Source organism: Rhizobium gallicum bv. gallicum R602sp (genome assembly GCF_000816845.1).
Lineage (GTDB): Bacteria > Pseudomonadota > Alphaproteobacteria > Rhizobiales > Rhizobiaceae > Rhizobium > Rhizobium gallicum.
Map to the genome: position 1 here is coordinate 1,393,330 of NZ_CP006877.1, position 25,508 is coordinate 1,418,837.

Below are 25,508 nucleotides of genomic sequence, written 5' to 3' on the forward strand. Positions count from 1 at the left end.
CAAATCAAAATGAGCCTCCCGCGCCTCAAGGACTTTGGCGCACCGGATTCCGTGGCAGACACAGGCATGAGGCGGGAGAACGAAAAAACGGTCTGCCGAGCAACGCCTCATCCGCAGTCAGCCGCAAGGAAGGGGACGATAGCACTCACGCGCCACCCTCTCCATCCCCAAGAGCGTCTGTCTATTTCGCACTCAAAAAATCACCCACTTCCAGCAGGCTGAACTCGTTGTCATCTGCCTTGTCGACGGCGCGGCCGGCGGAGAAGGGAAGGTTGTTGTCGTTGCCGACGATGATATGCGTGGCATCGACGCGGTCGACATTCTCGATCGTCACGAAGGGCATGTCGTAGAAGCCTTCGCGGCCGCCCTGTTTCTTCTTGTTGTCCGGGTCTTCGATGCGCATCAGGTCGATGTAACCGATCTTGCGCACGCCCTTGCCGGCGTTGGCGTCGTCGAGCTCGATTTTGTAGATGCGCTTGAACTCCGCCGGAGCTTGGAAGCAGTCCGGCTTGGGCTCCTTGGGATCGGCACAGACCTTGTCCTTCGTACCGGCGCCATTATCGCGCTCGATGACGAGGGCGGTCGTGTCGTCCAGCATGTTGAAGTCGCCGATCGCCGCACCCTTGTCCTCGAATGGATAGAACCAGCTGCGGCCCGTCCATTTCTTGGAGGTCACGTCGAACTCGATGACGCGGATGGCGGTGTGGCCGTCAACGGATTCCATCTTGCCGTCATCCCGATAGAGCGCGCCTTCCAGAAGGCCGTAAAGCTTGGTTCCGTCCTTCGACATGGCAAGACCTTCGAAGCCACCGGAGCGCTTGAGGTTGAAGGCAGGCATCTTGGCGGCCGGATTTGCCGGAACCGAGAGCAGCGGGTTGTCGGGCGACATCACCAGCTTGCCATCGGCCGTGGTGGCGATCACGTCGGTCAACCGGCCTTCGGTATCGACTTTCAAAAGATAGGGACCGAACTCATCGCCGAGCCAGAAGCCGTCGGCGACCGGCTGGATGGATTCGATGTCGAAATCCCCGCCGGTCAGATAGCGTTTTTCGGCACCTTCGAGAGTAATCGGGAAGGGCGCGATCTTGTTCGGATCGGAGAGGAAGATATTCTTGACGACGTCGGCCTTGCCGGTCGTCCAGTCGAATTTCATCTGGTGCAGGAAGAGCATGGCGTCGCTGGAGTTGCCCTTGGTGCCGAAACCGTTGTCGGAGAGCGTCCAGAACGTGCCGTCGTCCATCGTCTTGATGCCGGAAAAGCCTTGGACAGGCTGGCCGTCGAGCGGCAGCTTGATGTCGGTGATGCGCTGTCCGTCCTTGCCGGGAACGGAGCCGAGCGCTTCAGTGCGCTTGCGGTCCGGGGTGGTGAACTTGCCGGCGTGCTTCAGGAATTCGGGCGCGTCGACGGGTGCCGGAACCAGCGTGTTGGCAGGCAGGATCGCCTGACCGGCGAGCTTGGCGGGAAAAGCCTGCTGGTCGGCGGAAGCGGAGGCGGCGACGAGGAAGAAGAGGGAGACGGAACTGAAAAGCGCAGCTTTCATGGAAACCTCCAGTAAAATGAAATGGCGGTTTCGCTTAGCAGTCCATTGATGGCGACTAATTGAAGGTTGAATGAAGCTTTGGTGACGCTGCCGACTTGGGCAGGGCCTGTGCCAGCGTCATGACACCGAGTCCCTGGCCCCGGCCCTTGAGCGCATGAACACCCAGGTCCTGCGCGCTGATCCTTTCAGGCAGCGTCAGGCGCTGGGCCAGCTCGCTCGAGATCAGCACCGGCCGGTTCAGTGTCTTGCAAAGGGACTCAAGCCTTGAAGTTGTATTCACAGTGTCGCCGAAATAGGTGATCTTGTGGTGATCGACGCCGATTTCTGCTGTGATGACAAAGCCGCCATGGAGGGCTGCGCGCAGGCGGGGCACCTGTCCATATTGCTTCAGCCAGCTTTCCGCATCGGCTTCGATATCGTTCAGGATGTCGAAGATACAGCGCACGCAGCGGCCATCCTTCAGCCCGCGCGCGAGCGGCCAGGTTATGATCGCCGAATCGCCGACGTAATCATCAATCGCCCCCTTGTTCCGCCGCACGGGTTCGGCAAAAGCGGCGAACAGCGAGTTCAGCAATTGCTGCGCTCGAAGATCTCCGTGCTTTTCGGCAAAAGGGGTCGAATCGACGAGGTCGATAAAGAGGAAGATGCGTTCTTCCTGGACGGGGGTCCGGTAGCGGCCGGAAAACATGCTGAGAAAAACATCGCGGCCGAGCAGTTCGCGCACGCGCAACACGAAGATGACGACAGCGCAGACCCCCAGCGCATACATGAAGACGTTGAACGGCATCACAAGGATGTTCAAGAGCGACACAGGCTTGATCAGCCCGATCGCCGACAGCAGCGAGGCGGCCAGCGCGTAGCCGATGTTCATGAGGGCTTCATAAATCAGCAAAGCTGAAATGATGAACGACGCCGTCGGAAGTTTCTGGAGCCGCCGGTAGAGCGGGCGCAGGAAGGCTCTCCGCTCGAAGGCCAAAATCGGCATGCCGATAAAGACCGCAAAGACCGCGCCGATGATGACCGGTTCATCGGGATAGATCACCAGGCTATAGGCTACACCGCTTGCAGCCATCACGGCCGTTAAGAGAAGCCAGTTCTGCGCTGGAGAAATCTCTTTCATGACATCTGACCTGTGTTGGCACCGGCGCGCATTTTTCCACGCGAGACGCTTCGGTCAAGCGATTTCGCAAGCCGGCTCAAGGGGCAAGGACCATCAAAGCGAAACGGTATCGACTTTCTTGCCGACGAAACGAAGCGCGATCTCGCCCTTGATAAGCTGCAGCGCGGGCGCACCGAACAATTCGCGGCGCCAACCGCTGAGTGCCGCCACCTCCGCCTTCTCGCCGTCCGCGGCAATCTTGTCGAGGTCTTCGCTGTTGGCGATGACTTTCGGCGCGACGCCGTGTTTTTCCGAAATCAGCTTCAACAGTACCTTGAGCAATTCCACCGCCGCGGCAGCACCCTCAGGCGCCTGCGTGTGGCGGGGCACATGGGGCATCTCGGCTTTCGGCAGGGCAAGGGCCGCATTGACGGCTTCGAGAACCGCCGTACCGGCGGCAGAACGCTCCCATCCCTTCGGGATCGTGCGCAGGCGGCTCAGGGCCTCGGTGTCTTTCGGCTGCTGCTGGGCGATCTCGTAGATCGCATCGTCCTTCAATACGCGTGAACGCGGCACGTTGCGGGATCGCGCCTCCCGCTCGCGCCAGGCCGCGACATATTTAACGGTCGCAAGTTCCTGCGGTTTGCGCAGCCGCATCTTCAAACGTTGCCATGCGTCATCCGGATGCATGTCGTAGGTCTCGCGCGATTCGAGAATATCCATCTCCTCCGAGAGCCAGGACGAGCGGCCTTCGCGCTCCAGTTCGGCCTTGAGATAAATATAGGCGTCGCGCAGATGTGTGACGTCTGCCAACGCATAATCGAGCTGCTTTTCGGAAAGCGGCCGGCGGCTCCAGTCGGTGAAGCGGGAGGATTTATCGATTTGCACGCCCTTTGTCCGGCTGATGAGCTGGTCATAGGAAACGCTGTCGCCGAAGCCGCAGACCATGGCGGCGACCTGCGTGTCGAAGATTGGATGCGGGATCAGCCCGCCGCGATGGAAGATGATTTCGATGTCCTGGCGCGCCGCATGAAAAACCTTCAGCACATTCGGGTTGGCCATCAACTCGAAAAAGGGTGCAAGGTCTATGCCCTTAGCAAGTGGGTCGATGATGACTTCCGTCGTCAAGCTCGCCATCTGTATCAGGCAAAGCTCCGGCCAGAATGTCGTCTCACGCAGGAATTCAGTGTCGATTGTAATGAAGTCGGACGTGGCCAGCTCTTTGCAGGCGGCCGCCAATTCGGCGGTTGTTTCTATCATGTCAATTCATTCGCAAGGAAAAAGGTCGGTTAACCTTCCTTCTCCTTTACGCTCGATATGTCAATACATTGAAGGTGCCTATGCGGGCGTGGCCGGCGGGTTATTCGCCGGGATCGATACGGCGCGTCGCACGATTGCTGTATTCGTTGGCGAGCACGGCAATCCAGCCTCCGGCAGCGATCATCGCAGGCAGACCAATGAAAGCGAAGATTTCGATGCCGCTTATGGGGAGGGCCTTCTCAGTGCACGTCCTCCTGCTAGAGGCAGTGCAATTGCCGAGGAACCGGATGCAGGAGGCTACGTCATGCCGTAGCCCTTCACCCTAACCGCCTCCCCGCCAGTGTGGGCTTGCCTCGCGAATGGCTGAGAAGGATGGAGGGGTTGCGGCATATCACCTTTTCCCGGTTAAAGCCGGAAGAAGGTGCGGCAGGCGGACGAGGACTTTATCCTACCTCAAACAACCCGCACATAACTCGTCATTCCCGTCTTCTGGTGCTCGATGATATGGCAATGAAGCACCCAGTTGCCCGGGTTGTCGGCGACGAGGGCAAGCTGGACCTTCTCATCGGGCTGGACGAGATAGGTGTCGGAAACGAGCGGCATCACCTCGCGTGTCGAGGACGAAACGACCGTGAAGCTCATGCCGTGCAGATGGATCGGATGCAGGTGCGGCGTCACGTTCTCGAGCTGGAAGATGTAGCTCTTGCCAAGCTTCAGTTCGGCAAGCGGGGCGGTCGGATCGGCAATATCGCCCGGCCACGGCAGCCTGTTGATCGCCCAGAAACTGTAACCGAGTGTGCCGCATATGCTGTCGACGGAGGCGTTTTGCGCCGTGGCGCTGAGCACCAGTGGTATCTTCTCGGCGGCGGTAAGATCGGCCTGCGGGACCGGATTGGCGGCAAGCGGGGCAAGGTCGCCCGCGTTGCGTTTCAGCGACTGACCGACGGCGCGCAGGCTCGCGATCGTTTTGGGCCCGGTCCCCCGGATATCCTCCAGTATCGCTATACCGCCTTCGCTGTCCGGCATCCGCACGGCAAGGTCCAGCCGCTGCCCGGGACCGATCTGGAGCAAGTCAAGCGCAAAGCGCTGCGGCACCGGATTGCCGTCGATGGCGATGACCGTCGCCTTGGCGCCTTCCATCCGCAGCGAGAAGACGCGGGTAACATCCGTCACTGCGATGCGCAGGCGGACAAGGCCGCCGGCCGGCGCATCATATTGCGGCTCCTGCTGCCAGTTCGCCGTGCGCACCGTTCCATGGGTGCCGGTCTTTGCCGCGTCGCGCGGACGAAACGGAGCGATGAATTGCCCATCTCCGCCAAGCCGCCAGTCGCGCATGTTGAGCACGATCTCGGCATCGAAAGTCGGATCGGCAGGATCCTCGACGACGATCACGCCGGTCATGCCACGGCTCATCTGGGTCAGCGTGTTGCAATGCGGGTGATACCAGAAGGTGCCGGCATCCGGCGGCGTGAAGGCGTAGTCAAAGCTGTCACCCGTATAGACGTAGGGCTGCGTCATGAAGGGCACGCCGTCCATCCTGTTGTCGATGCGAAGGCCGTGCCAGTGGATCGTCGTCGGCTCGTCGAGAGCATTGGTCAGGCGTGCGGCATAGGGCCTGCCGCGGGTCATGCGAAGCACCGGCGGCGGGCCGCCGTCGCCCCAGGTCATGACATCCCTCGTCGGTCCGGCAGCGGTAAGCGAAGCCTCGGTCTTCACCGCCTTCAGCACCTGCGGTCCGGGCGCCGAGCCGGCAAAGCCGAACTTGCCGGCAATGCCCATGCCGGCACTGTAGGCGCCGGCGACGGCGGACGCCTTCAACAGATTGCGGCGGGTGAGTAGGGGCATCTGGCGCTCCGGCAACAACAATGGCGCCATCTTTAAAGTTGACTGCGCCTTTCATCAATAAGGAAGTGAGGGCCAAACTGCCGCAGTTGCCTTGCATGACGCGCCCGAATAAACCGCGTCAAAGTGGTGCTCAATGCGGCCCAAGCCTTGACAAATCAGACCGTCCATGCGCTTTTCCGCCCGATTTTCTTGTCGGCACCGGAGAGCCATTCGAGCCCCTTGCTGCCGTCTCAAGCCAAAATACCAGGATTAGACATTATGCATCGCTACCGCAGCCACACATGTGCAGCCCTCCGGAAGTCGGATGTTGGCTCGAATGTCCGGATTTCCGGCTGGGTCCACCGCGTTCGCGACCATGGAGGCGTTCTTTTCATCGACCTTCGCGACCATTACGGCATCACCCAGGTTGTTGCCGATCCGGATTCGCCGGCTTTCAAGATCGCTGAAACCGTTCGCGGCGAATGGGTCATCCGCATCGACGGCCTCGTGAAGGCGCGTACTGAAGACACCGTCAACAAGGCGATGGCGACCGGCGAGATCGAGCTCTACGCCCAGGAGATCGAAATCCTCTCCGCCGCCAAGGAACTGCCGCTGCCGGTCTTCGGCGAGCCGGATTATCCGGAAGACGTCCGCCTCAAATACCGCTTCCTCGACCTTCGCCGCGAGACGCTGCACAAGAACATCGTCAAGCGCACGCAGATCATCTCTGCCATGCGCCGTGAAATGGGCAATATCGGCTTCACCGAATATTCGACGCCGATCCTGACGGCCTCCTCGCCAGAAGGGGCGCGTGACTTCCTCGTGCCGAGCCGCATCCATCCCGGCACCTTCTACGCTCTGCCGCAGGCGCCGCAGCTGTACAAGCAGCTTTTGATGGTTGCCGGTTTCGACCGCTATTTCCAGATCGCGCCCTGCTTCCGTGATGAAGACCCGCGAGCCGACCGCCTGCCTGGCGAGTTTTATCAGCTCGACCTCGAAATGAGCTTCGTGACCCAGGAAGACGTCTGGAACGCCACGGGTCCGCTGATGACCAAAGTGTTCGAGGAGTTTGCCGAAGGTAAGCCGGTGACGAAGGAATGGCCACGCATTCCTTATGACGAGGCAATTCGCAAATACGGCTCCGATAAGCCGGACCTGCGCAACCCGATCGTCATGGAGGCCGTGACCGAACACTTCGCCGGCTCCGGCTTCAAGGTCTTCGCGAACATGATCGCGTCCAACCCGAAGGTCCAAGTCTGGGCGATCCCGGCAAAGACCGGCGGCTCCCGCGCCTTCTGCGACCGCATGAACGCTTGGGCGCAGAGCCAGGGCCAGCCCGGCCTCGGCTACATCTTCTGGCGCAAGGAAGGCGAAAAGCTCGAAGGAGCCGGTCCGCTCGCCAAGAACATCGGCGAAGAGCGCACGGATGCGATCCGCACCCAGCTCGGCCTCGATGACGGCGATGCCTGTTTCTTCGTCGCCGGCGAGCCCGACAAGTTCTACAAGTTCGCAGGCGAAGCGCGCAACCGCGCTGGCGACGAGCTGAACCTCATCGACCGCGACCGTTTCGAACTCTGCTGGATCGTCGACTTCCCGTTCTTCGAATGGAACGAGGACGAGAAGAAGGTCGACTTCGCGCACAACCCCTTCTCCATGCCGCAGGGCGGCTTGGAGGCGCTGCAGAACCAGGATCCGCTGACGATCAAGGCCTTCCAGTACGACGCCGTCTGCAATGGCTTCGAGATCGCTTCGGGCTCGATCCGTAACCAGTCGCCGGAACTGATGGTCCAGGCCTTCGAAAAGGTGGGGCTCAGCCAGGCGGACGTCGAGGATCGCTTCGGCGGTCTCTATCGCGCCTTCCAGTACGGCGCACCGCCGCATGGTGGCGCCGCCTTCGGCATCGACCGGATCGTAATGCTGCTCGCGGGCGCGAAGAACCTGCGCGAAATCTCGCTCTTCCCGATGAACCAGCAGGCCCAGGACCTTCTGATGGGCGCACCGTCGTCGGCAACGCCTGCGCAGCTGCGCGAACTGGCGATCCGCCCGATCCCGCCGGTCAACAAAGACTGAGTTCTTCCAATGCGACAAGCCCGGTGCGTTACCGGGTCCCGGTGCGTTACCGGGCTTATTTGTTGGTGAAGTTCAAATCTTACTGGTTCGCCGTCACCTTCACGCCGAGCACGCCGGGCAGCGTGTTCGGAGCGCCCATGGCAGCACCCATGATGGTCGGGAAGGGGACAGGCTTGGCCGGTGCGGCGCTGACAGCGAAGTTTTTCGGGTCGTCGAGATAGGTGTTGACCGCTGCCGAAATCGCGTTCTGCAGTTCCGGGATGTTGAGCTGAGCCAGCGCAATCGGCGCCATAGCCTTCAGCGCATCCGCCATCTGCTGTGCCGAGATGTTCTGCTTGGAGCCAGCATATTCCAGCGCACGCTTCGTGATCGATGCGTCATCGAAGCGGATTTCGGCGCCGTTGAACGAAAGTTGCTGCATCAGGCCGAGCATGGCAAGGCCAAGCGCCTGCTGGGCTTCTTCCTTGTTCGGGTTCGCTTCAGAGGCCTTGGCCGCTTCTTGCAGCGACTTCATGAAAGGCAGAGTGTATCCCGAAATCTTGAAGGCAAGGTTTAGGCGGCCGACATTTGTCACGTCGAGGGCAAATTCGGAGATGTCGATCGTGCCGGGGCCGAGATCCCAAGCGCCCTTCATCGTGATGTCGCCGTTGACGTGCTGCAGGGCTAGCTTCTCGATTGCTTCCTTCGCCTGCGGGTCCGGAGCATCGCTAAGGTCCGCCTTCATGCTCTTGAATGCGCCGTCGAAGTCGAAGCCGGATTCGTCTTCACGAAGCGACAGGTTCATCTGGGTTTCGCCGAGCGAGAAGACTTCCTTGCCATTCTTGGTGACCTTGAACGGGCCGACATGCGCCGTTTCGTAAAGCAATATGGAGTCGAGGCCGTCACCGCTGGCATCAGCAGGAATGGATATGCCGCCGAGCGTCATTTCGGAGGCGCTGACGGTCGCCCCGTCCTCGGTGATGTTGATGTCGGGAAAGGCTGCTTCCTCGATGTAGTAACCGCCGTCTTCGTCTTCCTCGACGCCGGTCATCGTGATGTCACCGATGTTGAGGGGCCCGCTGCCGGTCGGCTTGAAGCTCGCGTTCTTCAGCGTCACCGTCGTGTCGTCGACATCGACGCCATCGGCAGTGATCGTTCCGCCTTGGGCGCTATAGGCGGCATTGAGCTTCTTCAGGAGATCCTGCCCGTCGAGGGCAAACGCGGAGCCGGCGAGTGACAGGAACGCGGCGCCAGACAGCATCAGCCGGGTTGTCCGGTAAAAGGTCATGGGTAAGTCCTTTGGTGGTGGTTGCAAATTGCAGTGAAATTACTGCGAATCGAACGCAGTTTATATTTGCAGCTGTATAAATTTCTGTTGAAGGGGAAAGCAAACAAAGTCCAAATTGGTGGCGATGCTTGATGACCTTTTCATGGCGTTCCAGCGCGTCATCCACAGGGCCACCCCCTCATTCCTTGCCGTGAATCGCCTTCTGGGCTAGGCAAGGCTCATGGGACAAGAGATTTTGCCGCCTTCCGGCGGAGACGACAGCATTCACCCGGTTGATCTGAAGGCCGCGCTCGAGGAGCGTTACTTGGCCTATGCACTTTCGACCATCATGCACCGCGCGCTTCCAGACGTCCGCGACGGTCTGAAGCCGGTTCATCGGCGCATCATTCATGCCATGAGCGAGATGGGCATACGCCCGAACGCGGCCTTTAAGAAATGCGCCCGCATTGTCGGCGACGTCATTGGTAAGTTCCACCCGCATGGAGACCAGTCCGTCTACGATGCGCTGGTGCGTCTGGCGCAGGATTTCTCCCAGCGTTATCCGCTCGTCGACGGGCAGGGAAACTTCGGCAATATCGACGGTGATAACGCCGCCGCCTACCGTTATACCGAAGCTCGCATGACGGAGGTCACGGCGCTGCTTCTCGAAGGCATCGAGCAGGATGCCGTCGATTTCCGCCTGACCTATAACGAGGAAGACGAGGAACCGACCGTTCTTCCGGGGTCTTTCCCGAACCTGCTCGCGAACGGCTCCTCCGGCATCGCCGTCGGCATGGCGACTTCCATTCCTTCGCATAACGCCCATGAGCTTTGCGATGCGGCACTGCACTTGATCAAGCATCCGGATGCGACCGTCGAAAAGCTCGTCGAGTTCATTCCGGGCCCGGATTTTCCGACCGGTGGCATCATCATCGACGGTCGCGAAAGCATCATCGAAAGCTACCGCACCGGCCGCGGCGGCTTCCGCGTACGCGCCAAGTGGCAGATCGAAGATCTCGGTCGCGGCGGCTATCAGATCATCGTCACCGAAATCCCCTTCCAGGTACAGAAGTCGCGATTGATCGAAAAGATCGCCGAGCTGCTGATCGCCCGCAAACTGCCGCTGCTGGAAGACATACGCGACGAGTCGGCCGAAGACGTCCGAGTCGTGCTGGTGCCGAAGAGCCGTACCGTCGATCCGACGATCCTGATGGAATCGATGTTCAAGTTGACGGAGCTGGAGAGCCGCTTCCCGCTGAACATGAACGTTCTGTCCATGGGCCGCATTCCGCGCGTCATGGCGCTGAACGAGGTGCTGAAGGAGTGGCTGAATCACCGCCGCGAGGTCCTGCAGCGCCGTTCACGCTTCCGCCTTGCCGCAATCGACAGACGCCTCGAAATCCTCGGCGGCTTGCTCATTGCCTACCTGAACATCGACGAGGTGATCCGCATCATCCGCGAGGAGGACGAACCGAAGCCGGTGATGGTGGCCCGCTGGGGACTGACCGACAACCAGGTCGAGGCGATCCTCAACATGCGGCTGCGCTCTTTGCGCAAGCTCGAAGAGTTCGAAATCCGAACCGAGTTTGACGAACTCACAAAGGAGAAGACCGGCATCGAGGCGCTGCTCGCCTCCGAGGAAAAGCAGTGGCAGACGGTCGCCTGGGAAATTGGCGAGGTGAAGAAGAAGTTCGCCAAGGCAACCGAAATCGGCCGCCGCCGCACCCAGTTCGCCGAGGCGCCCGAAGCCGACGAACAAGCCATCCAGCACGCGATGATCGAGAAGGAACCGATCACCGTCGTCGTTTCCGAAAAAGGCTGGATCCGTGCGCTGAAGGGCCACATCGCTGACACCGCGAGCCTGACCTTCAAGGAGGGCGATGCGCTGAAGATAGCCTTCCCGGCACAGACGACGGACAAGATCCTTGTCGTCACCACCGGCGGCAAGGTCTTCACGCTCGGCGGCGACAAGCTGCCCGGCGGGCGCGGCCATGGCGAGCCGCTGCGCATCATGGTCGACATGGATAACGATCAGGCTGTGCTGACGGCCTTCGTCCACGATCCGGCGCGCAAGCAGCTGATCGTCTCGACGGCCGGCAACGGCTTCATTGTGGCGGAATCCGAAATGGCTGCCAACACCCGCAAGGGCAAGCAGATCATGAATGTTGCGATGCCGGACGAGACCAAGCTCATCGTGCCCGTCAGCGGTGATCACGTCGCTGTCGTCGGCGAGAACCGCAAGATGCTGGTCTTCCCGCTGGCCCAGGTTCCGGAGATGGGCCGCGGCAAGGGCGTGCGTCTGCAGCGATACAAGGATGGCGGCATTTCCGACGTCCGTTGTTTCGCGATCGCCGACGGTCTCGTCTGGGAAGACAGCGCAGGTCGTACTTTCACAAAAAACAAGGAAGAACTGGCCGAATGGTTGGGCGACCGCGCTTCTGCGGGCCGCACGGTTCCAAAGGGCTTCCCGCGCAGCGGCAAATTTGCCGGCTGAGGCGATAACAAATTGGCGATCCGCTCTTGGCGAGCGGGTCGTATCCTCTATTTCATTCCTGTTATCAAAATTGGGAACAGGTTCATTCCGAGGACGGACGGAATGGCCGTTGGGCATTGCGCTCGCAGCGCAGCCCCCAAACGGAGGAGCATCAATGTCTGCCAATACCATCAAGCTGCATGTCGATCACACTTATAATGCGCCGCCTTCCGTCGTCTACGACGCATGGCTCAACCCGCAAATCGCCAGGCGCTTCCTTTTCGCGGCGAAGGATGGCCATGTTATCCGCGCCGAAATCGCTCCCCATGTCGGCGGCCGCTTTCTGATCATCGACAGGCGCCCAACCGGCGACGCATGCCACTGCGGCATATTTCTCGAACTTCGCAGGCCGAGACACATGGCCTTCAGCTTCTCGGCGGAGGAGCACGACCACAATCCCGACCGCGTCGAGATCGACATCGAGCCGCTGGGTGCCGGCAGCCGCCTGACGCTCTCCCACGAAATGTGCGCCGAATGGGGGGCGTTCGAAGAAAAGACCCGTCAGGGTTGGAAGCATGTGATGGACGGCCTGGAACGGGTGCTGGAACAGACGGACCGGCTAGCGAGCTGAGGATACGCTGAAAGCGCGTCACGCCCGCGTCGTCTATTTCGCCGGCGGCGACGGAGGCGAGGAAGACAACGATCTGGCGTTGTCGGCATCAATGAGACAGCCGTTTACATATGGGAAGGCGAACGCAGCGAGGTAACCGGTCTGCTTGTTGCCGTCGATCAAAGGATGGTTTCGGATGATCCCATGAAGATATGCAGCGGGAAGGATAAAGATATCGTCCTCGCTAAACACTATCGTCGCTGTCGAACACCGCCTCCGCGTGCCATCCAGAGCGAATGCGTCATGATCACTATAATGAGGATGGCGCCGCCCATGAGTGTCATCGCCGTCGGAACTTCAGCGAAGATGAACCAGACCCAGATCGGGGCAAGTACCGTCTCCAGCAGGTAGAACATGCCGACTTCGGGGGCCGAGAGATAGCGCGGGCCGGTTGCCAGACACCAGAAGGCAACGGGCATCACGATGGCGCCGTTGAAGATGATCCAGCCGGGATGATCGATCGAAACGCCCGCAGGCAGCGCCATGGCAAAGCCGAGGATTGCCGGGAACATCGCGGCAAGGAGCGGCACGAAGCCCATGTCGCGCCGAGAGGCCCGGCCGACCGTGATTGCCGCGCCGAGGATGAGCGCGCTCAGAAGCGCCATCGCGTCGCCGAAGATGTGGCCGCTCGAAATTCCGTCATGCACGATCAGCCCGACGCCGACGATCATGGCGGCCATCGCCACCAAGGTCGAAACCGGCGGCCGCTCTTTCAGAAATATCCACGAAAGCAGCGCGCCGAACATCGGATTGAAGGCAACGATGAAGACGACGTTGGCCGTGGCCGTGTTGAAGACTGAAAGCAGGAAGGTCAGTGTGGACAGGCCGTAAAGCAGTCCCGCAGCGATGCCGTGCCGTCCCGGGATCAAGATCGGCCATTTTCCTTTCAGCACGCGGATCGCTGCGACGATAAGCAGCGTCACCAGAACCGTCGTGATGCTGCGAAGGCCGAGGATCGGCCACATCTTTCCCTCGGCGAGTCGCACGAGCGGAATGTCCATGGAAAGGGCCAGGCCACCGATTGCCGTCAGGGCAAGGCCTTTCCGGTGACCGGAAAGGGAAGGAAGGGACATTTAGTCGTGCGTGCCTTCGGCCATCATGGAGGGATCGAAGCGTTCCCAGCCGCGCGGCGTCAGGTGCTCTTGCGGCTGGAAGCGCGTCTTGTAATCCATTTTGCGCGATCCCTGAACCCAGTAGCCGAGATAGACATGGGGAAGGCCGAGCGCCTTCGTGCGCTTCACATGATCGAGGATCATGAAGGTGCCGAGCGAGCGCTTGTCATATTCCGGATTGAAATAGGAATAGACCATGGAAAGGCCGTCGCTCATCGTGTCGGTCAGCGCCGCGGCCAGGAGCTCGCCGCGCGGACGGGTCTCCAGGCCCGAACCTTCCTCGCGTTTGCGATATTCGATGATCTTGGTGTTCACATGCGTATCTTCCACCATGATCGCATAGTCGAGCACGGTCATGTCGGACATGCCGCCTTGCTGATGGCGGTCGTCGAGATAGCGGCGGAAGAGTGAATACTGCTCGCTGGAAGGCTGCGCCGGAAATTCGGTCGCAACGACGTCGACGTTGTGGGCGAGCACCCGTTTCATTGAATTCGTCGGCTGGAACTCCTGCGCGAGGATACGCACCGAGACGCAGGCACGGCAGGCTTCGCAGGCGGGGCGGTAGGCGATGTTCTGCGAACGGCGGAAGCCGCCTTGTGTCAGGATGTCGTTCATTTCTGCAGCCCGCGGACCGACGAGATGCGTGAAGACCTTACGCTCCATCTCATGCGGCAAATACGGACATGCAGCCGGAGCCGTCAGATAAAACTGCGGTGATGGCGAGGCCTGCGTATTCATCTGCCGGGGAAATGTCCTTTCGCACTGACTATTTCAAGACAGCATGAACTAAGAATAGAAAACGTCAACAGCGCGGCTGGTCTATCCGCGCTATCAATTTTTCTGTTCTTTTTTGATATGGCGCCGCGGGCCGGCCGGCAAAGACCGGCGGCGGATTTAATTTGCCGCCTCAGTCGGTGCGAACGGTAACCGTGCCGACGAGCAGGTCGTGAATCAGCCGGCTGCGCTCGGTAAAAAGACCAGCAAGCAGAATCAGCGGCGTCAACAGCGAATTAAGGATCCAGAAAAGCGCCAGATGAGCGATCGCCAAAAGGAAATCCATCGGGCGGCCATCGACGCGCACGATTGCGATCCCCATCGCCCGCATGCCGGGCGAAGCCTGGCTCGGCCCGCCGACCGTAAAGCCGAAATAAAGGCCGGCAACCAGCACGAAGAGCGCCGGATAGAGTAAGAAGCCGAGGCCGAGCGTCAGAATCGACAGAAAAAACAGCACGACTGCCGCGGGAATGCACAGAAGCAGCACAATGATGTAGTCGAGAATGAACGCGAAGACTCGCCGGCTCAGCGTGCCGCTATAGGCGCGCCAGTCTTCCGGTGCGGCATAAAGCGGGTTCGGATTAAGGCTCATCTGCGGTCTCCCTTGGAAATCGATGCCACTGATATGGTGTCGGCCGCCGAAGATACAATAATGCGTGAAGATCAGCGCTTTGCCAGCAGTCTGGCGACCTCGATCGCGAAATAGGTCAGGATCCCGTCGCAGCCGGCCCGCTTGAAGGCCAGCAGCGTTTCCAGCATCGCCCGTTCGCCGTCGATCCAGCCATTCATCGCTGCAGCCTTGATCTGTGTATATTCCCCGGAAACCTGATAGGCGAAGGTCGGAAGTCCGAAGGCCTCTTTCATGCGCCAGCAGATGTCGAGATAGGGCAGGCCAGGCTTGACCATCAGCATGTCCGCACCTTCTTCGACATCGAGTGCCGCATCGCGGATAGCCTCGGTGCCATTGGAAGGATCGATATAGTAGGTCTTCTTGTCACCCTTCAGCAGGCCGCCGGTTGAGATCGCCTCGCGATAAGGCCCGTAGAATGCCGACGCGAACTTGGTGGCATAGCTCATGATCCCGACATTCTGGTGCCCTGCAGCATCGAGCGCCCGCCGGATCGCGCCGATGCGGCCGTCCATCATTTCCGACGGGGCAATGATATCGGAACCGGCATCAGCCTGCATGACGGCGGCGCGCGCGACCTGATCGACGGTCTCGTCGTTGACGATTTCGCCACCGTTGAGGATGCCGTCATGGCCGTGACTGGTGAAAGGGTCGAGAGCCACGTCGGTGATCACGCCGATGTTCGCAACGGCTTTCTTGATGGCGATCGTCGCCTGATTGATAAGATTGTTGGCCTCCAGGCTGTTCGAGCCTGTTTCGTCACGGAGTGCCATCTCGATGTTCGGGAAGGTGGCGATTGCCGGGACGCCGAGGTCAGCCGCTTCCCTGGCTGCATCCGCCAGCTTGTCGATGCTCATGCGGTTGACGCCGGGCATGGCGGGGATCGGTTCCACGATTCCGGAACCGGGGATCACGAAGACCGGCCATATCAGGTCGTCCACCGTCAGCCGGTTTTCCTGCACCAGCCGGCGCGTCCAGTCCGCCTTGCGATTGCGGCGCATGCGGCGGTGCCCGGTGATCTCGTCGACGAGGTGCGTCTTGTCCTGCATTGTCTTTCGTTCCTGGCCATTCCATTTCTTGGTCCGCTCATTATCATGACGGACCGGAAAACCAAACCGGGCGATTGGCCGCGGCGGATCAGCCGCTGGTGGAGCCGCAACGGGAACCCTAAAGTCTGCGCCATGGAAAATGATTCTCCGACGATGCCGAAGCGGACGCTGATAGACATCCTGTTCATCCTCTTTCTGAGGCTGATCGCGATCTCCTGCTTCTGGTTCGGCCTGCAATATTGGGCGATGCTTGTTGGCTATTCACTGGTGGGGGCAGGGCGCTTCGATCTTCTGAGCTTGCCGTGGAAGGTTGCGGCCACAAGCCTTGCCGTCCTCTTCCCCGTCGCTTCGCTCGGCCTCTGGCTGACGGTATCCTGGGGCCCGGTCGTTTGGGTGCTCGCCGCAGGCGGACAAATCCTGATGTATGGCCTGCTGCCGCAGACCTTCGGGTCCAACCGGCTCATCCTTTTGATGCATGGCGCAGTGGCCTCGGTCTATCTGGTTTTCCGCCTGGCGCTCTGGCTGGAAAAACGCCGCCAGCGCCGCAAAGTAAGCGTTGATTTACCCTGATACAACGCGGAGTTTCCGGTAAGGTGCTGTTAAGCCTGCAGTTTAAGTAGAATTTTATTTGTATTCGATAGGGTCTGTCTCAAGGCGGGAAGAAAACCAACACCGCCAAACAAACAGTGAGGCAGTCATCATGAATACGAAAATCAAGCCGCAGGCGGTATCGAACTTCCGTGATCAGCAGGACCAGGACATCCGTGATCTTTACATGGAATCCCTTCACCTTGTTGAACGTCTTCACCGCCGCCTTCTGGATGTCATCAAGGACGAGTTCGACCGTCAGGGCCGCAGCGACGTCAACGCCATCCAGGCTCTGCTCCTTTTCAACATCGGCAATTCCGAGCTGACCGCCGGCGAGCTGCGCTCGCGTGGCTACTATCTCGGCTCGAACGTGTCCTACAACGTTAAGAAGCTGGTCGATCTCGGCTTCATCAACCACCAGCGCTCGCGCATCGACCGCCGCTCCGTCCGCATCAGCCTGACGGAAACCGGCACTGAGGTCGCCGAAACAGTCGCCAAGCTCTACGAGCGCCACATCGCCTCGATCGACAAGGTCGGCGGCATCGGCACGGACGAGTTCACCCAGATGAACAGGCTCCTGCAGCGCCTCGACCGTTTCTGGAACGACCAGATCCTTTACCGGCTCTAAGGTAAGAGACCTCCTCCAAGGTCGAAGAAAACCGGATGCGTCCCTGCGCGTCCGGTTTTGCCGTTCCGGGGCCAAGCGTGTCATCTTTGCAACGCGTCGCACCCAAGCACAGCGGCCTGTATTCAGCACCTGTATTCAGGCCGTTTTTTAGCCGCTATTAACCAGCACCGTTTACGATGGATCGATAGGTTTCGTCCGTGCCGCTCCCGACGATCGGTAGGCCTCTTGGCCGTCGGCGACACGAATTGGCCATATTGGTATGACAGCGGACATGCACGGCAAGCGGCGCTTCTCATATGATAGTTCAAGGTCGTCCGCGCTTCCGGCTCGCAATCTTGTGATGGCCCGGCGCGGAAACCTGTGATGCGCCGGAAAACGGAATGGTAGTGATCTGCGCCGTGGCGCAGTGAATCGCAAAGCCCGCGGTTTTCCTTTCAAGCTGCGGCATTGAGTGGTTGGGATTATGTCGAAGAAAAACCGAATTGAAGCTCTTTCGCGCCGCGCTTTTCTTGCGTCTGCGGCAACCGTCGGCGCCAGTGCAATCGCCGCCCCGGCATTTGCGCAGTCCGCGCTCGATGCGCTGATCAACGCACCGCGCCGCGGCGCGTGGGATGATCAGTTCGATGCCAAGGCTGCCTCGCGCACGGCGAGTGCCGCCGTCTCCAATACCCCGATCCTCAGCCCGCAATCGGTTCCGAGCATCCAGCAGGCGATCATGGAGTATCAGCAGATCGCCTCCGCAGGCGGTTGGCCTGAGGTCAATCCGGCTGGCCTGCGTCTCCAGCTCGGCGTGACTGATCCTTCCGTTCAGGCCCTGCGCCAGCGCCTTGCCATTACCGGCGACCTGCCGCGCGAAGCAGGCATGTCGTCCGCCTTCGATTCCTATGTCGATGGTGCGGTCAAGCGCTTCCAGGCTCGTCATGGCCTTCCGGCAGACGGCGTCATTGGCGAATTCACGCTGAAGGCGATGAACATTCCGGTTGATGTGCGCCTGCAGCAGCTGAACACCAACCTTATCCGCCTGCAGACCTTCCCGGAAGATCTCGGCCGGCGCCATGTCATGGTCAATATTCCGGCCGCCTATGTCGAGGCGGTCGAGGACGGCAGTGTGGCGACACGTCATGCGGCGGTCGTCGGACGTATCAGCCGCCCGACGCATATCGTCAACTCGAAGATTTACGAGGTCATCCTCAATCCCTATTGGACTGCGCCGCGCTCGATCGTCGAGAAGGACATCATGCCGCTGATGCGCAAGGATCCGACTTATCTCGAGAAGAACGCCATTCGCCTGATCGATGGCAAAGGCAACGAAGTCGCCCCGGAAACCATCGACTGGAATGGCGAGGCGCCGAACCTGATGTTCCGTCAGGATCCAGGCAAGATCAACGCCATGGCCTCGGCGAAGATCAATTTCCATAACAAGAACGGCGAGTACATGCACGACACGCCGCAGCAGGGCCTGTTCAACAAGCTGATGCGCTTTGAGTCGTCCGGCTGCGTTCGCGTCCAGAACGTCCGCGACCTGACGACTTGGTTGCTGCGCGACACCCCGCCGTGGTCGCGCCAGCAGATGGAGCAGGTGATTGCCAGCCGGGTCAACACGCCGATTACGCTCGCCGAGGAAATCCCGGTCTATTTCGTCTACATCTCCGCCTGGGGCATGCCGGACGGCCTCGTGCAGTTCCGCGACGACATCTACCAGATGGACGGCAACGCCGAGCTTGCTCTCGATACGACCGCTGGAATGGAGCAGCCGGTTCAGTAAGCGTCATGCGTCTGAATTGAGAAAACCGCGCTGGAAGGCGAACCGCGCTGGAAGGCGCGGTTTTTATTTTTTGCAAGCGGTTGCCCTTCATGCGTTTGCCGGGATCTTCTTTCGGTAAACGAGGCGAAGGGGATATGTCGCAGCGCTTCGGTTAATCTCTAAGTTTTGCGAGGCATGTCCCCTCCAAGCTGGCGCAGAGAGGATCAGGGTGAGGGGCATCCCACGACAATGCCAAGTCCACGACACTCCTGCGCGTAGATTGCCCAGCAAATGTCGTTCTTCGTATTGCTCTCGGCAGGGCGGAACGCTAATACCTTCGCGCATTCCAGTTGAGGAGCCCGCCCATGACAAATGCTTCCACGCAGACCTTCTTCAATCGCTCGCTTGCCGACACCGATCCGGATATCTTCGGCGCGATTGAAAAGGAACTCGGCCGCCAGCGGCATGAGATCGAATTGATCGCATCGGAGAACATCGTTTCGCGCGCGGTGCTGGAAGCCCAGGGCTCCATCATGACGAACAAATATGCGGAAGGTTATCCGGGCAAGCGCTACTACGGCGGCTGCCAGTTCGTCGATATTGCTGAAGAACTGGCGATCGAACGCGCCAAGAAGCTCTTCGGCGTGAACTTCGCCAACGTCCAGCCGAATTCCGGCTCGCAGATGAACCAGGCGGTCTTCCTGGCTCTGCTGCAGCCGGGCGATACCTTTATGGGCCTCGACCTGAACTCGGGCGGTCACCTAACGCACGGTTCGCCAGTCAACATGTCCGGCAAGTGGTTCAACGTCGTGTCCTACGGCGTTCGCGAAGGCGACAACCTGCTCGACATGGACGAAGTCGCCCGCAAGGCCGAAGAGCACAAGCCGAAGCTGATCATCGCCGGCGGCACCGCTTATTCCCGTGTCTGGGACTGGAAGCGTTTCCGCGAGATTGCCGATTCGGTCGGCGCCTATCTCATGGTCGACATGGCTCATATCGCCGGCCTCGTTGCCGGCGGCCAGCATCCGTCGCCGTTCCCGCACTGCCACGTCGCAACGACCACGACCCACAAGTCGCTTCGCGGCCCGCGCGGCGGCGTCATCCTGACGAACGACGAGGATCTGGCGAAGAAGTTCAACTCGGCTGTTTTCCCGGGCCTCCAAGGTGGTCCGCTGATGCACATCATCGCCGCCAAGGCCGTCGCCTTCGGCGAAGCGCTGCAGCCGGATTTCAAGGACTACGCCGCGCAGATCGTCAAGAACGCTAAAGCGCTTGCCGAGACGCTGATGGCAGGCGGACTCGATGTCGTCTCCGGCGGTACCGACAACCACCTGATGCTCGTCGATCTTCGGAAGAAGAACGCGACCGGAAAGCGCGCCGAAGCAGCGCTCGGGCGCGCCTACATCACCTGCAACAAGAACGGTATTCCGTTCGATCCGGAAAAGCCCTTTGTCACCTCCGGCGTCCGTCTCGGCGTTCCGGCAGGCACGACGCGCGGCTTCAAGGAAGCGGAATTCAAGGAAATCGGCAACCTCATAGTTGAGGTTCTCGACGGCCTCAAGGTCGCCAATTCCGATGAAGGCAACGCTGCAGTCGAAGCAGCCGTTCGTGGCAAGGTGGTCGACCTTACCGGCCGCTTCCCAATGTACGATTACATCGGCTAAGGATAGCGCATGCGCTGCCCATTCTGCGGATCGGAAGACACCCAGGTCAAGGATTCACGTCCGGCGGAGGACAATACGTCCATCCGCCGCAGACGGATCTGTCCCGATTGCGGCGGCCGCTTCACGACCTTCGAGCGCGTGCAACTGCGCGAGCTGATGGTCGTCAAGAAGACCGGCCGCAAGGTGCCTTTCGACCGCGACAAGCTGGTGCGGTCCTTCGAGATCGCGCTGCGCAAGCGTCCGGTCGACCGTGACCGCATCGAAAGGGCTGTTTCCGGCATCGTCCGCCGCCTCGAAAGCTCCGGCGAAGTCGAAATCAGCTCCGAGGCCATCGGCCTTCAAGTGCTGGAAGCTCTCAAGAGTCTCGATGACGTTGGCTTTGTTCGGTATGCCTCGGTCTATCGGGATTTCTCGCATGCCGAGGATTTCGAAAAGGTCATCTCCGAAATCAACGCCAAGATCAGCCGCGACAGTTTGGAGACCTGAGCCTTGAGCGCCGGACCGCATGACAGGCGTTTCATGGCCGAGGCAATCCGTCTTGGCCTTCTGCATCTCGGCCAGACCTCCACAAATCCTTCCGTCGGCTGCGTCATCGTCAAGGACGGCGAAATCGTCGGCCGCGGCACGACGGCGATCGGCGGGCGCCCGCATGCCGAGCCGCAGGCGCTCACCGAGGCAGGCGAACTGGCTCGCGGCGCCACCGCCTATGTGACGCTCGAACCCTGCTCTCATCACGGCAAGACGCCGCCCTGCGCCGACGCGCTGATTGCCTCCAGTGTCGCGCGCGTCGTCATCAGCGTGACCGATCCTGATCCTCGTGTCTCCGGCCGCGGCATCGCGCTTCTGCGCGAAGCCGGCATCGAGGTTGATATCGGCGTGCTCGAAGAGGAGGGCAGGCGCTCGCTCGCCGGCTATCTCACGCGGCAAACGAAGAACCGGCCCTATGTGACTCTGAAGCTTGCGGTTTCCGCCGACGGCATGATCGGCCGCAAAGGCGAGGGACAGATCGCCATCACCAGTCCACTCGCCCGCGCACAGGTCCAGGCGCTCCGCGCTGAAACCGACGCCATCCTCGTCGGCATCGGCACGGCGATCGCCGACGACCCGGAACTCACGGTGCGGGTGCCGGGCCTGCAATCGCTGTCGCCGGTGCGTGTCGTGCTTGATCCGCGGCTTGATTTGCCGCTCGGCAGTAAACTTGTGCGTTCAGCACGAGAGGTGCCGACCATTGCCGTTGCAGGCGAGGCCGCCCCCTTTATCCTGCCGGACATCTCTCCCACGTGGGGCGAGATAGATGGGGTGAACGCTCGCCCGCATTCTTCCGCCGGGATCGACGCCACCACTGATGAGGTGCCGGTAGACGCGAGCTGCGGCAACCTGCCGATCCCTCCCCTGGTGGGGGAGATGCCCGGCAGGATAAAGGGGGGTGAGGCCCGCGCCGAAGCCCTGCGGGCTGCAGGCGTTGAAATCCTATACTGCCATCCTTACCATCCCGAAGTGCTGCTTCCGGCGCTCGCCTCGCGCGGCATATCCTCGCTCCTGGTCGAAGGCGGTGCGAAGACGGCACAGCTTTTCCTCGACGCCGGTCTCGTCGATCGAATCCAGCTTTACCAGGGCCAGATCATCATCGGCGAGGGCGGTATTGAATCGCCTTTGACGAAGTCCGATATGCCATCCGGTTTTGCCCATAGAGGCACATTCATGTTCGGCGACGACCGGCTGGACGAATACGAAAGAGAATTTTGATGTTCACCGGAATTGTCACGGATATCGGCATGATTGAATCCGTTTCTGCCATGAACGAGGGTGTGAAGCTCCGCGTCGTGAGCAATTACGACCCTAAGACCATCGATATGGGCGCGTCGATTTCCCATTCGGGCATCTGCCTGACGGTGACCGGCCTGCCGGACGAAGGCAACAACGGGCGTTGGTTCGAGGTGGAGGCTTGGGAAGAGGCTTTAAGGCTCACGACGCTTGCAAGCTGGAAGGAAGGCACCCGCGTCAATCTCGAGCGTCCTCTGAAGATCGGCGACGAACTCGGCGGCCACATCGTCTCAGGGCATGTCGACGGCAAGGCAGAAATCCTGTCGGTGACTACGGAAGGCGATGCGACCCGCTTCCGTCTGCGCGCCCCGGAGCATCTTGCGAAATTCGTGGCGCCCAAAGGCTCGATCGCGCTCGATGGTACGTCGCTGACGGTCAACGCCATCGAAGGCACGGATTTCGATGTGCTTCTCATTCGCCATACTTTGGAAGTCACGACATGGGGCGAGCGAGAGGCCGGTGATTTCGTCAATTTCGAGGTTGATACGATGGCGCGCTATGCAGCTAGGCTGGCTGAATTCCCTGCCGCGAAAGCAGAATGATTTCGCCGTGATAATCGGTACGCGCCACCTCGCGGAAGCCGAGCTTTTCCGCCACCCGTAGCGAAGCTGCGTTTTCCGGGCTGACGATACAGGTCATCTCCTTGCCGGGGAAATGACAGTCAGCCCATGCGATCAGCGCCGTGAGTGCTTCTGTCGCATAGCCCCGTCCTTGTGCGGAAGGCAGCAACACCCATCCGGTTTCCAGTGTTTCCTCGATTGGTGGAGACATCTCACGTCGGGCTTCATGGAAGCCTGCTTCGCCGATCAGCCGCCCGCTTTGCTTTTCCTCGATGATCAGAAAGCCAAAACCCATATGATGCCACATGCCACTCGCCCTTAGGAGGCGGGACCATGTCTGCTCGCGTGTCGATGGCACGCCGCTGATATAGCGAACGACGTCCGCATCTGCCCATAAGTGTATGTAGGCATCGAAATCGTCGAGCCGGTGCGGCCGCAGAATCAACCGTTTCGTTTCGATGGTCGGAACATTGATCATCTTGGATATTTTCTGACCACCTGTCTCACGCGCCTGCTTCGCCGTCCCAGTAGTCGAGATCGTTCTCCGCGCGCCCGATGAAGCGGAAGCGCCCGACGTGATGATCTGTCTTGGCGAGGAATTTTTGGGAATCCGGGTATTCGACGATCTCCGTCTTCGCCATCGTGGAGATGCCGAGATAGATCAGCGTCGTGCTGCCGGTATTGAGGATCTGATGGGCCGTTTCCTTGCCGCCGGCAGGCGCGCCGAGCGTGTCGCCTTTCCTGATGGGGTAACGTTCGCTTCCAAAACGGTATTCGCCCGTCCCTTCGATGACGAAGAACAGCTCATCCTCGACATGGTGATTGTGAAACGGACAGCTCGATTTGCCGGGCGGCACCTCGTTGTAGCTGATCCCGAGGTTGGAGAGTCCAAGCAGACGGCCGAAAGATGTGTCGGCGCCCTCGTAGAGCGAGCCCTGTTGCCACCGCTCCAGCGCCAGGTCGGCAATATTGAGAACCGGTTTGATATCCCGTGGCATGTCTTGTCCCCTTTTGCAGGGACAAACAGACCATCAATTCGGGATGGTTTTCAATAGGCGTCAGTAGAATTGTCGGGCAGGGCGGCGCAGCGATCTGCGCCGCCCTGCGCCGATCAGTCGGTATAGAAGGTAATGCTGCCATCGGCCGCCTGTTCGGCATTGATGACGTTGCGGACATTGACTCCGTCATTGCCGAGCTTGCGCGTCAGCATCTTGTTGGCGTCGATCGATGCCTGAATCTGGCGCACTTCCTGGGCCGAGCGTGGCGGAGCGGAGCGCGGACCGTATGCTTCGGGGCTTGCGTCGTGCCAGTTGTAGAAATGCTTTACGTTGAAGTCATTACCCCGGAAATTACGGAGCGTTTGTTCGATGCCCGATGGGCTGTTCATGCCAAAGCTTTCCGCACGGCTGACGCCGGCAAGCGCGAGGGAGGGCAAGACGGAAACGATGGCGATTGTAGCAACGCGGTTCATGATGGTATCCTTTCATCTGCTATGACGGTCGGCTGTCGTGCAGGGGATCGTCGGCGTTACGCTTGTTGAGTTGGGTCGGCCGCAGCGTGGAATCAATAGCTAAACACCTGAAATAACATTACAAATTGTTCATAACGATTGCCTTCGATTTGCCGTTTTCAAGGTGCTTGCGAGCGTGCATGGCAAACGGCCGGCGTATATTTCTGCTATCCTCTTGCAGAGATTTCCGGCCATGATCCGAATTTGCTTGCCATTCATCGAAAGGCATGTTTTGACCGCGGCCTGCCAAAAGGCAAAGTCCTCAGAAACCGAAGGTGATGCATGGCGCGAGATAACGCTCCCCATATTTTGATCGTCGAAGCCCGCTTCTACGACGACATGGCCGACGCTCTTCTGGAAGGGGCAACCTTTGCGCTCAAGGAAGCCGGCGCGAGCTACGATGTCGTCACCGTTGCAGGAGCCCTGGAGATTCCGCCGGCGATTGCCATGGCGCTTGACGGCGCCGACAATGGCGGCACGCAATATGACGGCTATGTCGCTCTCGGCATGGTCATCCGCGGCGAGACCTACCACTTCGAGGTCGTGTCGAACGAATCCTCCCGCGCATTGATGGATCTCGCCGTCAGCGAATCCCTTGCCATCGGCAACGGCATCCTGACGGTCGAAAACGATGAGCAGGCATGGGCACGCGCCCGCCGCTCGGACAAAGACAAGGGCGGCTTTGCCGCTCGCGCAGCTCTCACGATGATCGAGCTGAAGAAGAAACTGGGTGCATACGAATGACTAGTGAAAATCCGGAGCGTCAGATAAAGACGGCAAACCAGCGCGGCGCTGCGCGTCTGGCTGCTGTTCAGGCGCTCTACCAGATGGATATCGGCGGCACCGGTGTTCTGGAAATCGTCGCCGAATATGAGGCTCACCGCCTCGGTCAAGAAATCGACGGCGAGACCTATCTCAAGGCCGATGCCGCGTGGTTCCGTTCCATCGTTTCCGGCGTGGTGCGCGAGCAGCTTCGTCTGGATCCGTTGATCGCCTCTGCCCTGCAGGACGACTGGGCCTTGTCGCGCCTCGACAGCACCGTGCGCGCGATCTTGCGCGCCGGCGTTTTCGAACTTCTCGACCGCAAAGACGTGCCGGTGGCCGTGATCGTTACGGAATATGTCGAGATCGCCCAGGCTTTCTTCGAGGATGACGAGCCGAAGCTCGTCAATGCCGTGCTCGACCGCATCGCCAAACAGGTGCGCGGCGAAATGAAGAAGTAAGCCTTCCGTCCGCTATCGGACC

General features: G+C 60.1%; 26 protein-coding genes. 13 read left to right on the plus strand and 13 right to left on the minus strand.

Annotated features, from left to right (window positions below; genetic code table 11):
* Positions 1–181 precede the first annotated feature (181 nt).
* The 3 genes from RGR602_RS06815 to rnd form a co-directional block, all read right to left on the minus strand.
* Positions 182–1,540: an esterase-like activity of phytase family protein gene (locus RGR602_RS06815; RefSeq protein ID WP_039844489.1), complete on the minus strand. Its 1,359-nt coding sequence runs from the start codon at positions 1,538–1,540 to the stop codon at positions 182–184.
* A gap of 55 nt (positions 1,541–1,595) precedes the next feature.
* Positions 1,596–2,660 (minus strand): adenylate/guanylate cyclase domain-containing protein, encoded by a 1,065-nt coding sequence (locus RGR602_RS06820; protein ID WP_039844490.1) that lies wholly within the window; start codon positions 2,658–2,660, stop codon positions 1,596–1,598.
* A 93-nt stretch (positions 2,661–2,753) separates the two neighbouring features.
* A complete protein-coding gene (gene rnd / locus RGR602_RS06825; RefSeq protein ID WP_223844003.1) occupies positions 2,754–3,857 on the minus strand; it encodes a ribonuclease D in 1,104 nt (367 codons plus the stop codon).
* Between rnd and RGR602_RS36930 the strand changes: the two genes are divergently transcribed.
* Positions 3,748–4,212, plus strand: coding sequence for a hypothetical protein (locus tag RGR602_RS36930; RefSeq protein ID WP_223844035.1), 465 nt, complete (start codon positions 3,748–3,750; stop codon positions 4,210–4,212). The two genes, rnd and RGR602_RS36930, sit on opposite strands and share 110 nt — an antisense overlap.
* A gap of 140 nt (positions 4,213–4,352) precedes the next feature.
* Here the strand turns inward: RGR602_RS36930 and RGR602_RS06830 are convergent, their stop codons facing one another.
* The gene (locus RGR602_RS06830) at positions 4,353–5,744 is read right to left on the minus strand and encodes a multicopper oxidase family protein (protein WP_039846704.1); all 1,392 of its coding nucleotides are present in this window, start codon (positions 5,742–5,744) and stop codon (positions 4,353–4,355) included.
* A 258-nt stretch (positions 5,745–6,002) separates the two neighbouring features.
* On the opposite strand from RGR602_RS06830, the gene aspS reads away from it, so the two are divergent.
* The gene (aspS, locus tag RGR602_RS06835; RefSeq protein WP_039844492.1) at positions 6,003–7,793 is read left to right on the plus strand and encodes an aspartate--tRNA ligase; all 1,791 of its coding nucleotides are present in this window, start codon (positions 6,003–6,005) and stop codon (positions 7,791–7,793) included.
* 79 nt (positions 7,794–7,872) lie between these two features.
* Here the strand turns inward: aspS and RGR602_RS06840 are convergent, their stop codons facing one another.
* A complete protein-coding gene (locus tag RGR602_RS06840; protein WP_039844493.1) occupies positions 7,873–9,060 on the minus strand; it encodes a YdgA family protein in 1,188 nt (395 codons plus the stop codon).
* Between the two features lie 220 nt (positions 9,061–9,280).
* Between RGR602_RS06840 and parC the strand changes: the two genes are divergently transcribed.
* Together parC and RGR602_RS06850 are read left to right on the plus strand one after the other, a co-directional pair.
* Positions 9,281–11,533: a DNA topoisomerase IV subunit A gene (gene parC, locus RGR602_RS06845; RefSeq protein ID WP_039844494.1), complete on the plus strand. Its 2,253-nt coding sequence runs from the start codon at positions 9,281–9,283 to the stop codon at positions 11,531–11,533.
* 154 nt (positions 11,534–11,687) lie between these two features.
* A complete protein-coding gene (locus RGR602_RS06850; protein WP_039844495.1) occupies positions 11,688–12,143 on the plus strand; it encodes an SRPBCC family protein in 456 nt (151 codons plus the stop codon).
* A 33-nt stretch (positions 12,144–12,176) separates the two neighbouring features.
* Here the strand turns inward: RGR602_RS06850 and RGR602_RS06855 are convergent, their stop codons facing one another.
* From RGR602_RS06855 to hemB, 5 genes are all read right to left on the minus strand, one after another.
* The gene (locus RGR602_RS06855) at positions 12,177–12,374 is read right to left on the minus strand and encodes a Fic family protein (protein ID WP_063855987.1); all 198 of its coding nucleotides are present in this window, start codon (positions 12,372–12,374) and stop codon (positions 12,177–12,179) included.
* Entirely contained in the window at positions 12,374–13,255 is an 882-nt protein-coding gene (locus RGR602_RS06860) for a DMT family transporter (protein ID WP_039844496.1), read from the minus strand. Before RGR602_RS06860 ends, RGR602_RS06855 begins: the two co-directional genes overlap by 1 nt.
* Entirely contained in the window at positions 13,256–14,032 is a 777-nt protein-coding gene (locus RGR602_RS06865) for an arginyltransferase (RefSeq protein ID WP_039844497.1), read from the minus strand. It lies immediately after the preceding gene.
* 169 nt (positions 14,033–14,201) lie between these two features.
* Entirely contained in the window at positions 14,202–14,660 is a 459-nt protein-coding gene (locus RGR602_RS06870; protein WP_039844498.1) for an RDD family protein, read from the minus strand.
* A gap of 71 nt (positions 14,661–14,731) precedes the next feature.
* Entirely contained in the window at positions 14,732–15,745 is a 1,014-nt protein-coding gene (gene hemB, locus RGR602_RS06875; protein ID WP_039844499.1) for a porphobilinogen synthase, read from the minus strand.
* Between the two features lie 132 nt (positions 15,746–15,877).
* On the opposite strand from hemB, the gene RGR602_RS06880 reads away from it, so the two are divergent.
* The 7 genes from RGR602_RS06880 (at position 15,878) to RGR602_RS06910 (ending at position 22,735) form a co-directional block, all read left to right on the plus strand.
* Positions 15,878–16,315 (plus strand): DUF6163 family protein, encoded by a 438-nt coding sequence (locus tag RGR602_RS06880; RefSeq protein WP_039846705.1) that lies wholly within the window; start codon positions 15,878–15,880, stop codon positions 16,313–16,315.
* A gap of 130 nt (positions 16,316–16,445) precedes the next feature.
* Positions 16,446–16,961 (plus strand): transcriptional regulator LdtR, encoded by a 516-nt coding sequence (ldtR, locus tag RGR602_RS06885; RefSeq protein WP_039844500.1) that lies wholly within the window; start codon positions 16,446–16,448, stop codon positions 16,959–16,961.
* Positions 16,962–17,424: 463 nt separating this feature from the next.
* Positions 17,425–18,726, plus strand: a complete 1,302-nt coding sequence (locus RGR602_RS06890; RefSeq protein WP_039844501.1) for a L,D-transpeptidase family protein — start codon at positions 17,425–17,427, stop codon at positions 18,724–18,726.
* 344 nt (positions 18,727–19,070) lie between these two features.
* Positions 19,071–20,369 carry a serine hydroxymethyltransferase gene (gene glyA, locus RGR602_RS06895; protein ID WP_039844502.1) on the plus strand — a complete coding sequence of 433 codons (1,299 nt, stop codon included), beginning with the start codon at positions 19,071–19,073 and terminating at the stop codon, positions 20,367–20,369.
* A gap of 9 nt (positions 20,370–20,378) precedes the next feature.
* On the plus strand, positions 20,379–20,855 hold the full coding sequence (gene nrdR, locus RGR602_RS06900; RefSeq protein ID WP_039844503.1) for a transcriptional regulator NrdR: 477 nt from the start codon (positions 20,379–20,381) through the stop codon (positions 20,853–20,855).
* A 3-nt stretch (positions 20,856–20,858) separates the two neighbouring features.
* Positions 20,859–22,115, plus strand: coding sequence for a bifunctional diaminohydroxyphosphoribosylaminopyrimidine deaminase/5-amino-6-(5-phosphoribosylamino)uracil reductase RibD (gene ribD / locus RGR602_RS06905; protein ID WP_039844504.1), 1,257 nt, complete (start codon positions 20,859–20,861; stop codon positions 22,113–22,115).
* Positions 22,115–22,735: a riboflavin synthase gene (locus RGR602_RS06910; protein WP_039844505.1), complete on the plus strand. Its 621-nt coding sequence runs from the start codon at positions 22,115–22,117 to the stop codon at positions 22,733–22,735. Before ribD ends, RGR602_RS06910 begins: the two co-directional genes overlap by 1 nt.
* Here RGR602_RS06910 and RGR602_RS06915 read toward each other — a convergent pair.
* From RGR602_RS06915 to RGR602_RS06925, 3 genes are all read right to left on the minus strand, one after another.
* A complete protein-coding gene (locus RGR602_RS06915) occupies positions 22,698–23,231 on the minus strand; it encodes a GNAT family N-acetyltransferase (protein ID WP_039844506.1) in 534 nt (177 codons plus the stop codon). The genes RGR602_RS06910 and RGR602_RS06915 overlap by 38 nt on opposite strands.
* A 25-nt stretch (positions 23,232–23,256) precedes the next feature.
* The gene (locus RGR602_RS06920; RefSeq protein WP_039844507.1) at positions 23,257–23,751 is read right to left on the minus strand and encodes a cupin domain-containing protein; all 495 of its coding nucleotides are present in this window, start codon (positions 23,749–23,751) and stop codon (positions 23,257–23,259) included.
* A 113-nt stretch (positions 23,752–23,864) separates the two neighbouring features.
* Positions 23,865–24,224: a hypothetical protein gene (locus RGR602_RS06925; RefSeq protein ID WP_039844508.1), complete on the minus strand. Its 360-nt coding sequence runs from the start codon at positions 24,222–24,224 to the stop codon at positions 23,865–23,867.
* Between the two features lie 321 nt (positions 24,225–24,545).
* Between RGR602_RS06925 and ribH the strand changes: the two genes are divergently transcribed.
* Positions 24,546–25,007: a 6,7-dimethyl-8-ribityllumazine synthase gene (ribH, locus tag RGR602_RS06930; RefSeq protein WP_039844509.1), complete on the plus strand. Its 462-nt coding sequence runs from the start codon at positions 24,546–24,548 to the stop codon at positions 25,005–25,007.
* On the plus strand, positions 25,004–25,486 hold the full coding sequence (nusB, locus tag RGR602_RS06935) for a transcription antitermination factor NusB (RefSeq protein ID WP_039844510.1): 483 nt from the start codon (positions 25,004–25,006) through the stop codon (positions 25,484–25,486). Before ribH ends, nusB begins: the two co-directional genes overlap by 4 nt.
* Positions 25,487–25,508: the final 22 nt, after the last annotated feature.

Bases quoted from the DNA above. Each gene is read 5' to 3' on its own strand.
- RGR602_RS06815 (WP_039844489.1), bottom strand. From the start codon at position 1,540: ATGAAAGCTGCGCTTTTCAGTTCCGTCTCCCTCTTCTTCCTCGTCGCC.
- RGR602_RS06820 (WP_039844490.1), bottom strand. From the start codon at position 2,660: ATGAAAGAGATTTCTCCAGCGCAGAACTGGCTTCTCTTAACGGCCGTG.
- RGR602_RS36930 (WP_223844035.1), top strand. From the start codon at position 3,748: ATGATGACTTCCGTCGTCAAGCTCGCCATCTGTATCAGGCAAAGCTCC.
- RGR602_RS06830 (WP_039846704.1), bottom strand. From the start codon at position 5,744: ATGCCCCTACTCACCCGCCGCAATCTGTTGAAGGCGTCCGCCGTCGCC.
- aspS (WP_039844492.1), top strand. From the start codon at position 6,003: ATGCATCGCTACCGCAGCCACACATGTGCAGCCCTCCGGAAGTCGGAT.
- RGR602_RS06840 (WP_039844493.1), bottom strand. From the start codon at position 9,060: ATGACCTTTTACCGGACAACCCGGCTGATGCTGTCTGGCGCCGCGTTC.
- parC (WP_039844494.1), top strand. From the start codon at position 9,281: ATGGGACAAGAGATTTTGCCGCCTTCCGGCGGAGACGACAGCATTCAC.
- RGR602_RS06850 (WP_039844495.1), top strand. From the start codon at position 11,688: ATGTCTGCCAATACCATCAAGCTGCATGTCGATCACACTTATAATGCG.
- RGR602_RS06860 (WP_039844496.1), bottom strand. From the start codon at position 13,255: ATGTCCCTTCCTTCCCTTTCCGGTCACCGGAAAGGCCTTGCCCTGACG.
- RGR602_RS06865 (WP_039844497.1), bottom strand. From the start codon at position 14,032: ATGAATACGCAGGCCTCGCCATCACCGCAGTTTTATCTGACGGCTCCG.
- RGR602_RS06870 (WP_039844498.1), bottom strand. From the start codon at position 14,660: ATGAGCCTTAATCCGAACCCGCTTTATGCCGCACCGGAAGACTGGCGC.
- hemB (WP_039844499.1), bottom strand. From the start codon at position 15,745: ATGCAGGACAAGACGCACCTCGTCGACGAGATCACCGGGCACCGCCGC.
- RGR602_RS06880 (WP_039846705.1), top strand. From the start codon at position 15,878: ATGGAAAATGATTCTCCGACGATGCCGAAGCGGACGCTGATAGACATC.
- ldtR (WP_039844500.1), top strand. From the start codon at position 16,446: ATGAATACGAAAATCAAGCCGCAGGCGGTATCGAACTTCCGTGATCAG.
- RGR602_RS06890 (WP_039844501.1), top strand. From the start codon at position 17,425: ATGTCGAAGAAAAACCGAATTGAAGCTCTTTCGCGCCGCGCTTTTCTT.
- glyA (WP_039844502.1), top strand. From the start codon at position 19,071: ATGACAAATGCTTCCACGCAGACCTTCTTCAATCGCTCGCTTGCCGAC.
- nrdR (WP_039844503.1), top strand. From the start codon at position 20,379: ATGCGCTGCCCATTCTGCGGATCGGAAGACACCCAGGTCAAGGATTCA.
- RGR602_RS06910 (WP_039844505.1), top strand. From the start codon at position 22,115: ATGTTCACCGGAATTGTCACGGATATCGGCATGATTGAATCCGTTTCT.
- RGR602_RS06915 (WP_039844506.1), bottom strand. From the start codon at position 23,231: ATGATCAATGTTCCGACCATCGAAACGAAACGGTTGATTCTGCGGCCG.
- RGR602_RS06920 (WP_039844507.1), bottom strand. From the start codon at position 23,751: ATGCCACGGGATATCAAACCGGTTCTCAATATTGCCGACCTGGCGCTG.
- RGR602_RS06925 (WP_039844508.1), bottom strand. From the start codon at position 24,224: ATGAACCGCGTTGCTACAATCGCCATCGTTTCCGTCTTGCCCTCCCTC.
- ribH (WP_039844509.1), top strand. From the start codon at position 24,546: ATGGCGCGAGATAACGCTCCCCATATTTTGATCGTCGAAGCCCGCTTC.
- nusB (WP_039844510.1), top strand. From the start codon at position 25,004: ATGACTAGTGAAAATCCGGAGCGTCAGATAAAGACGGCAAACCAGCGC.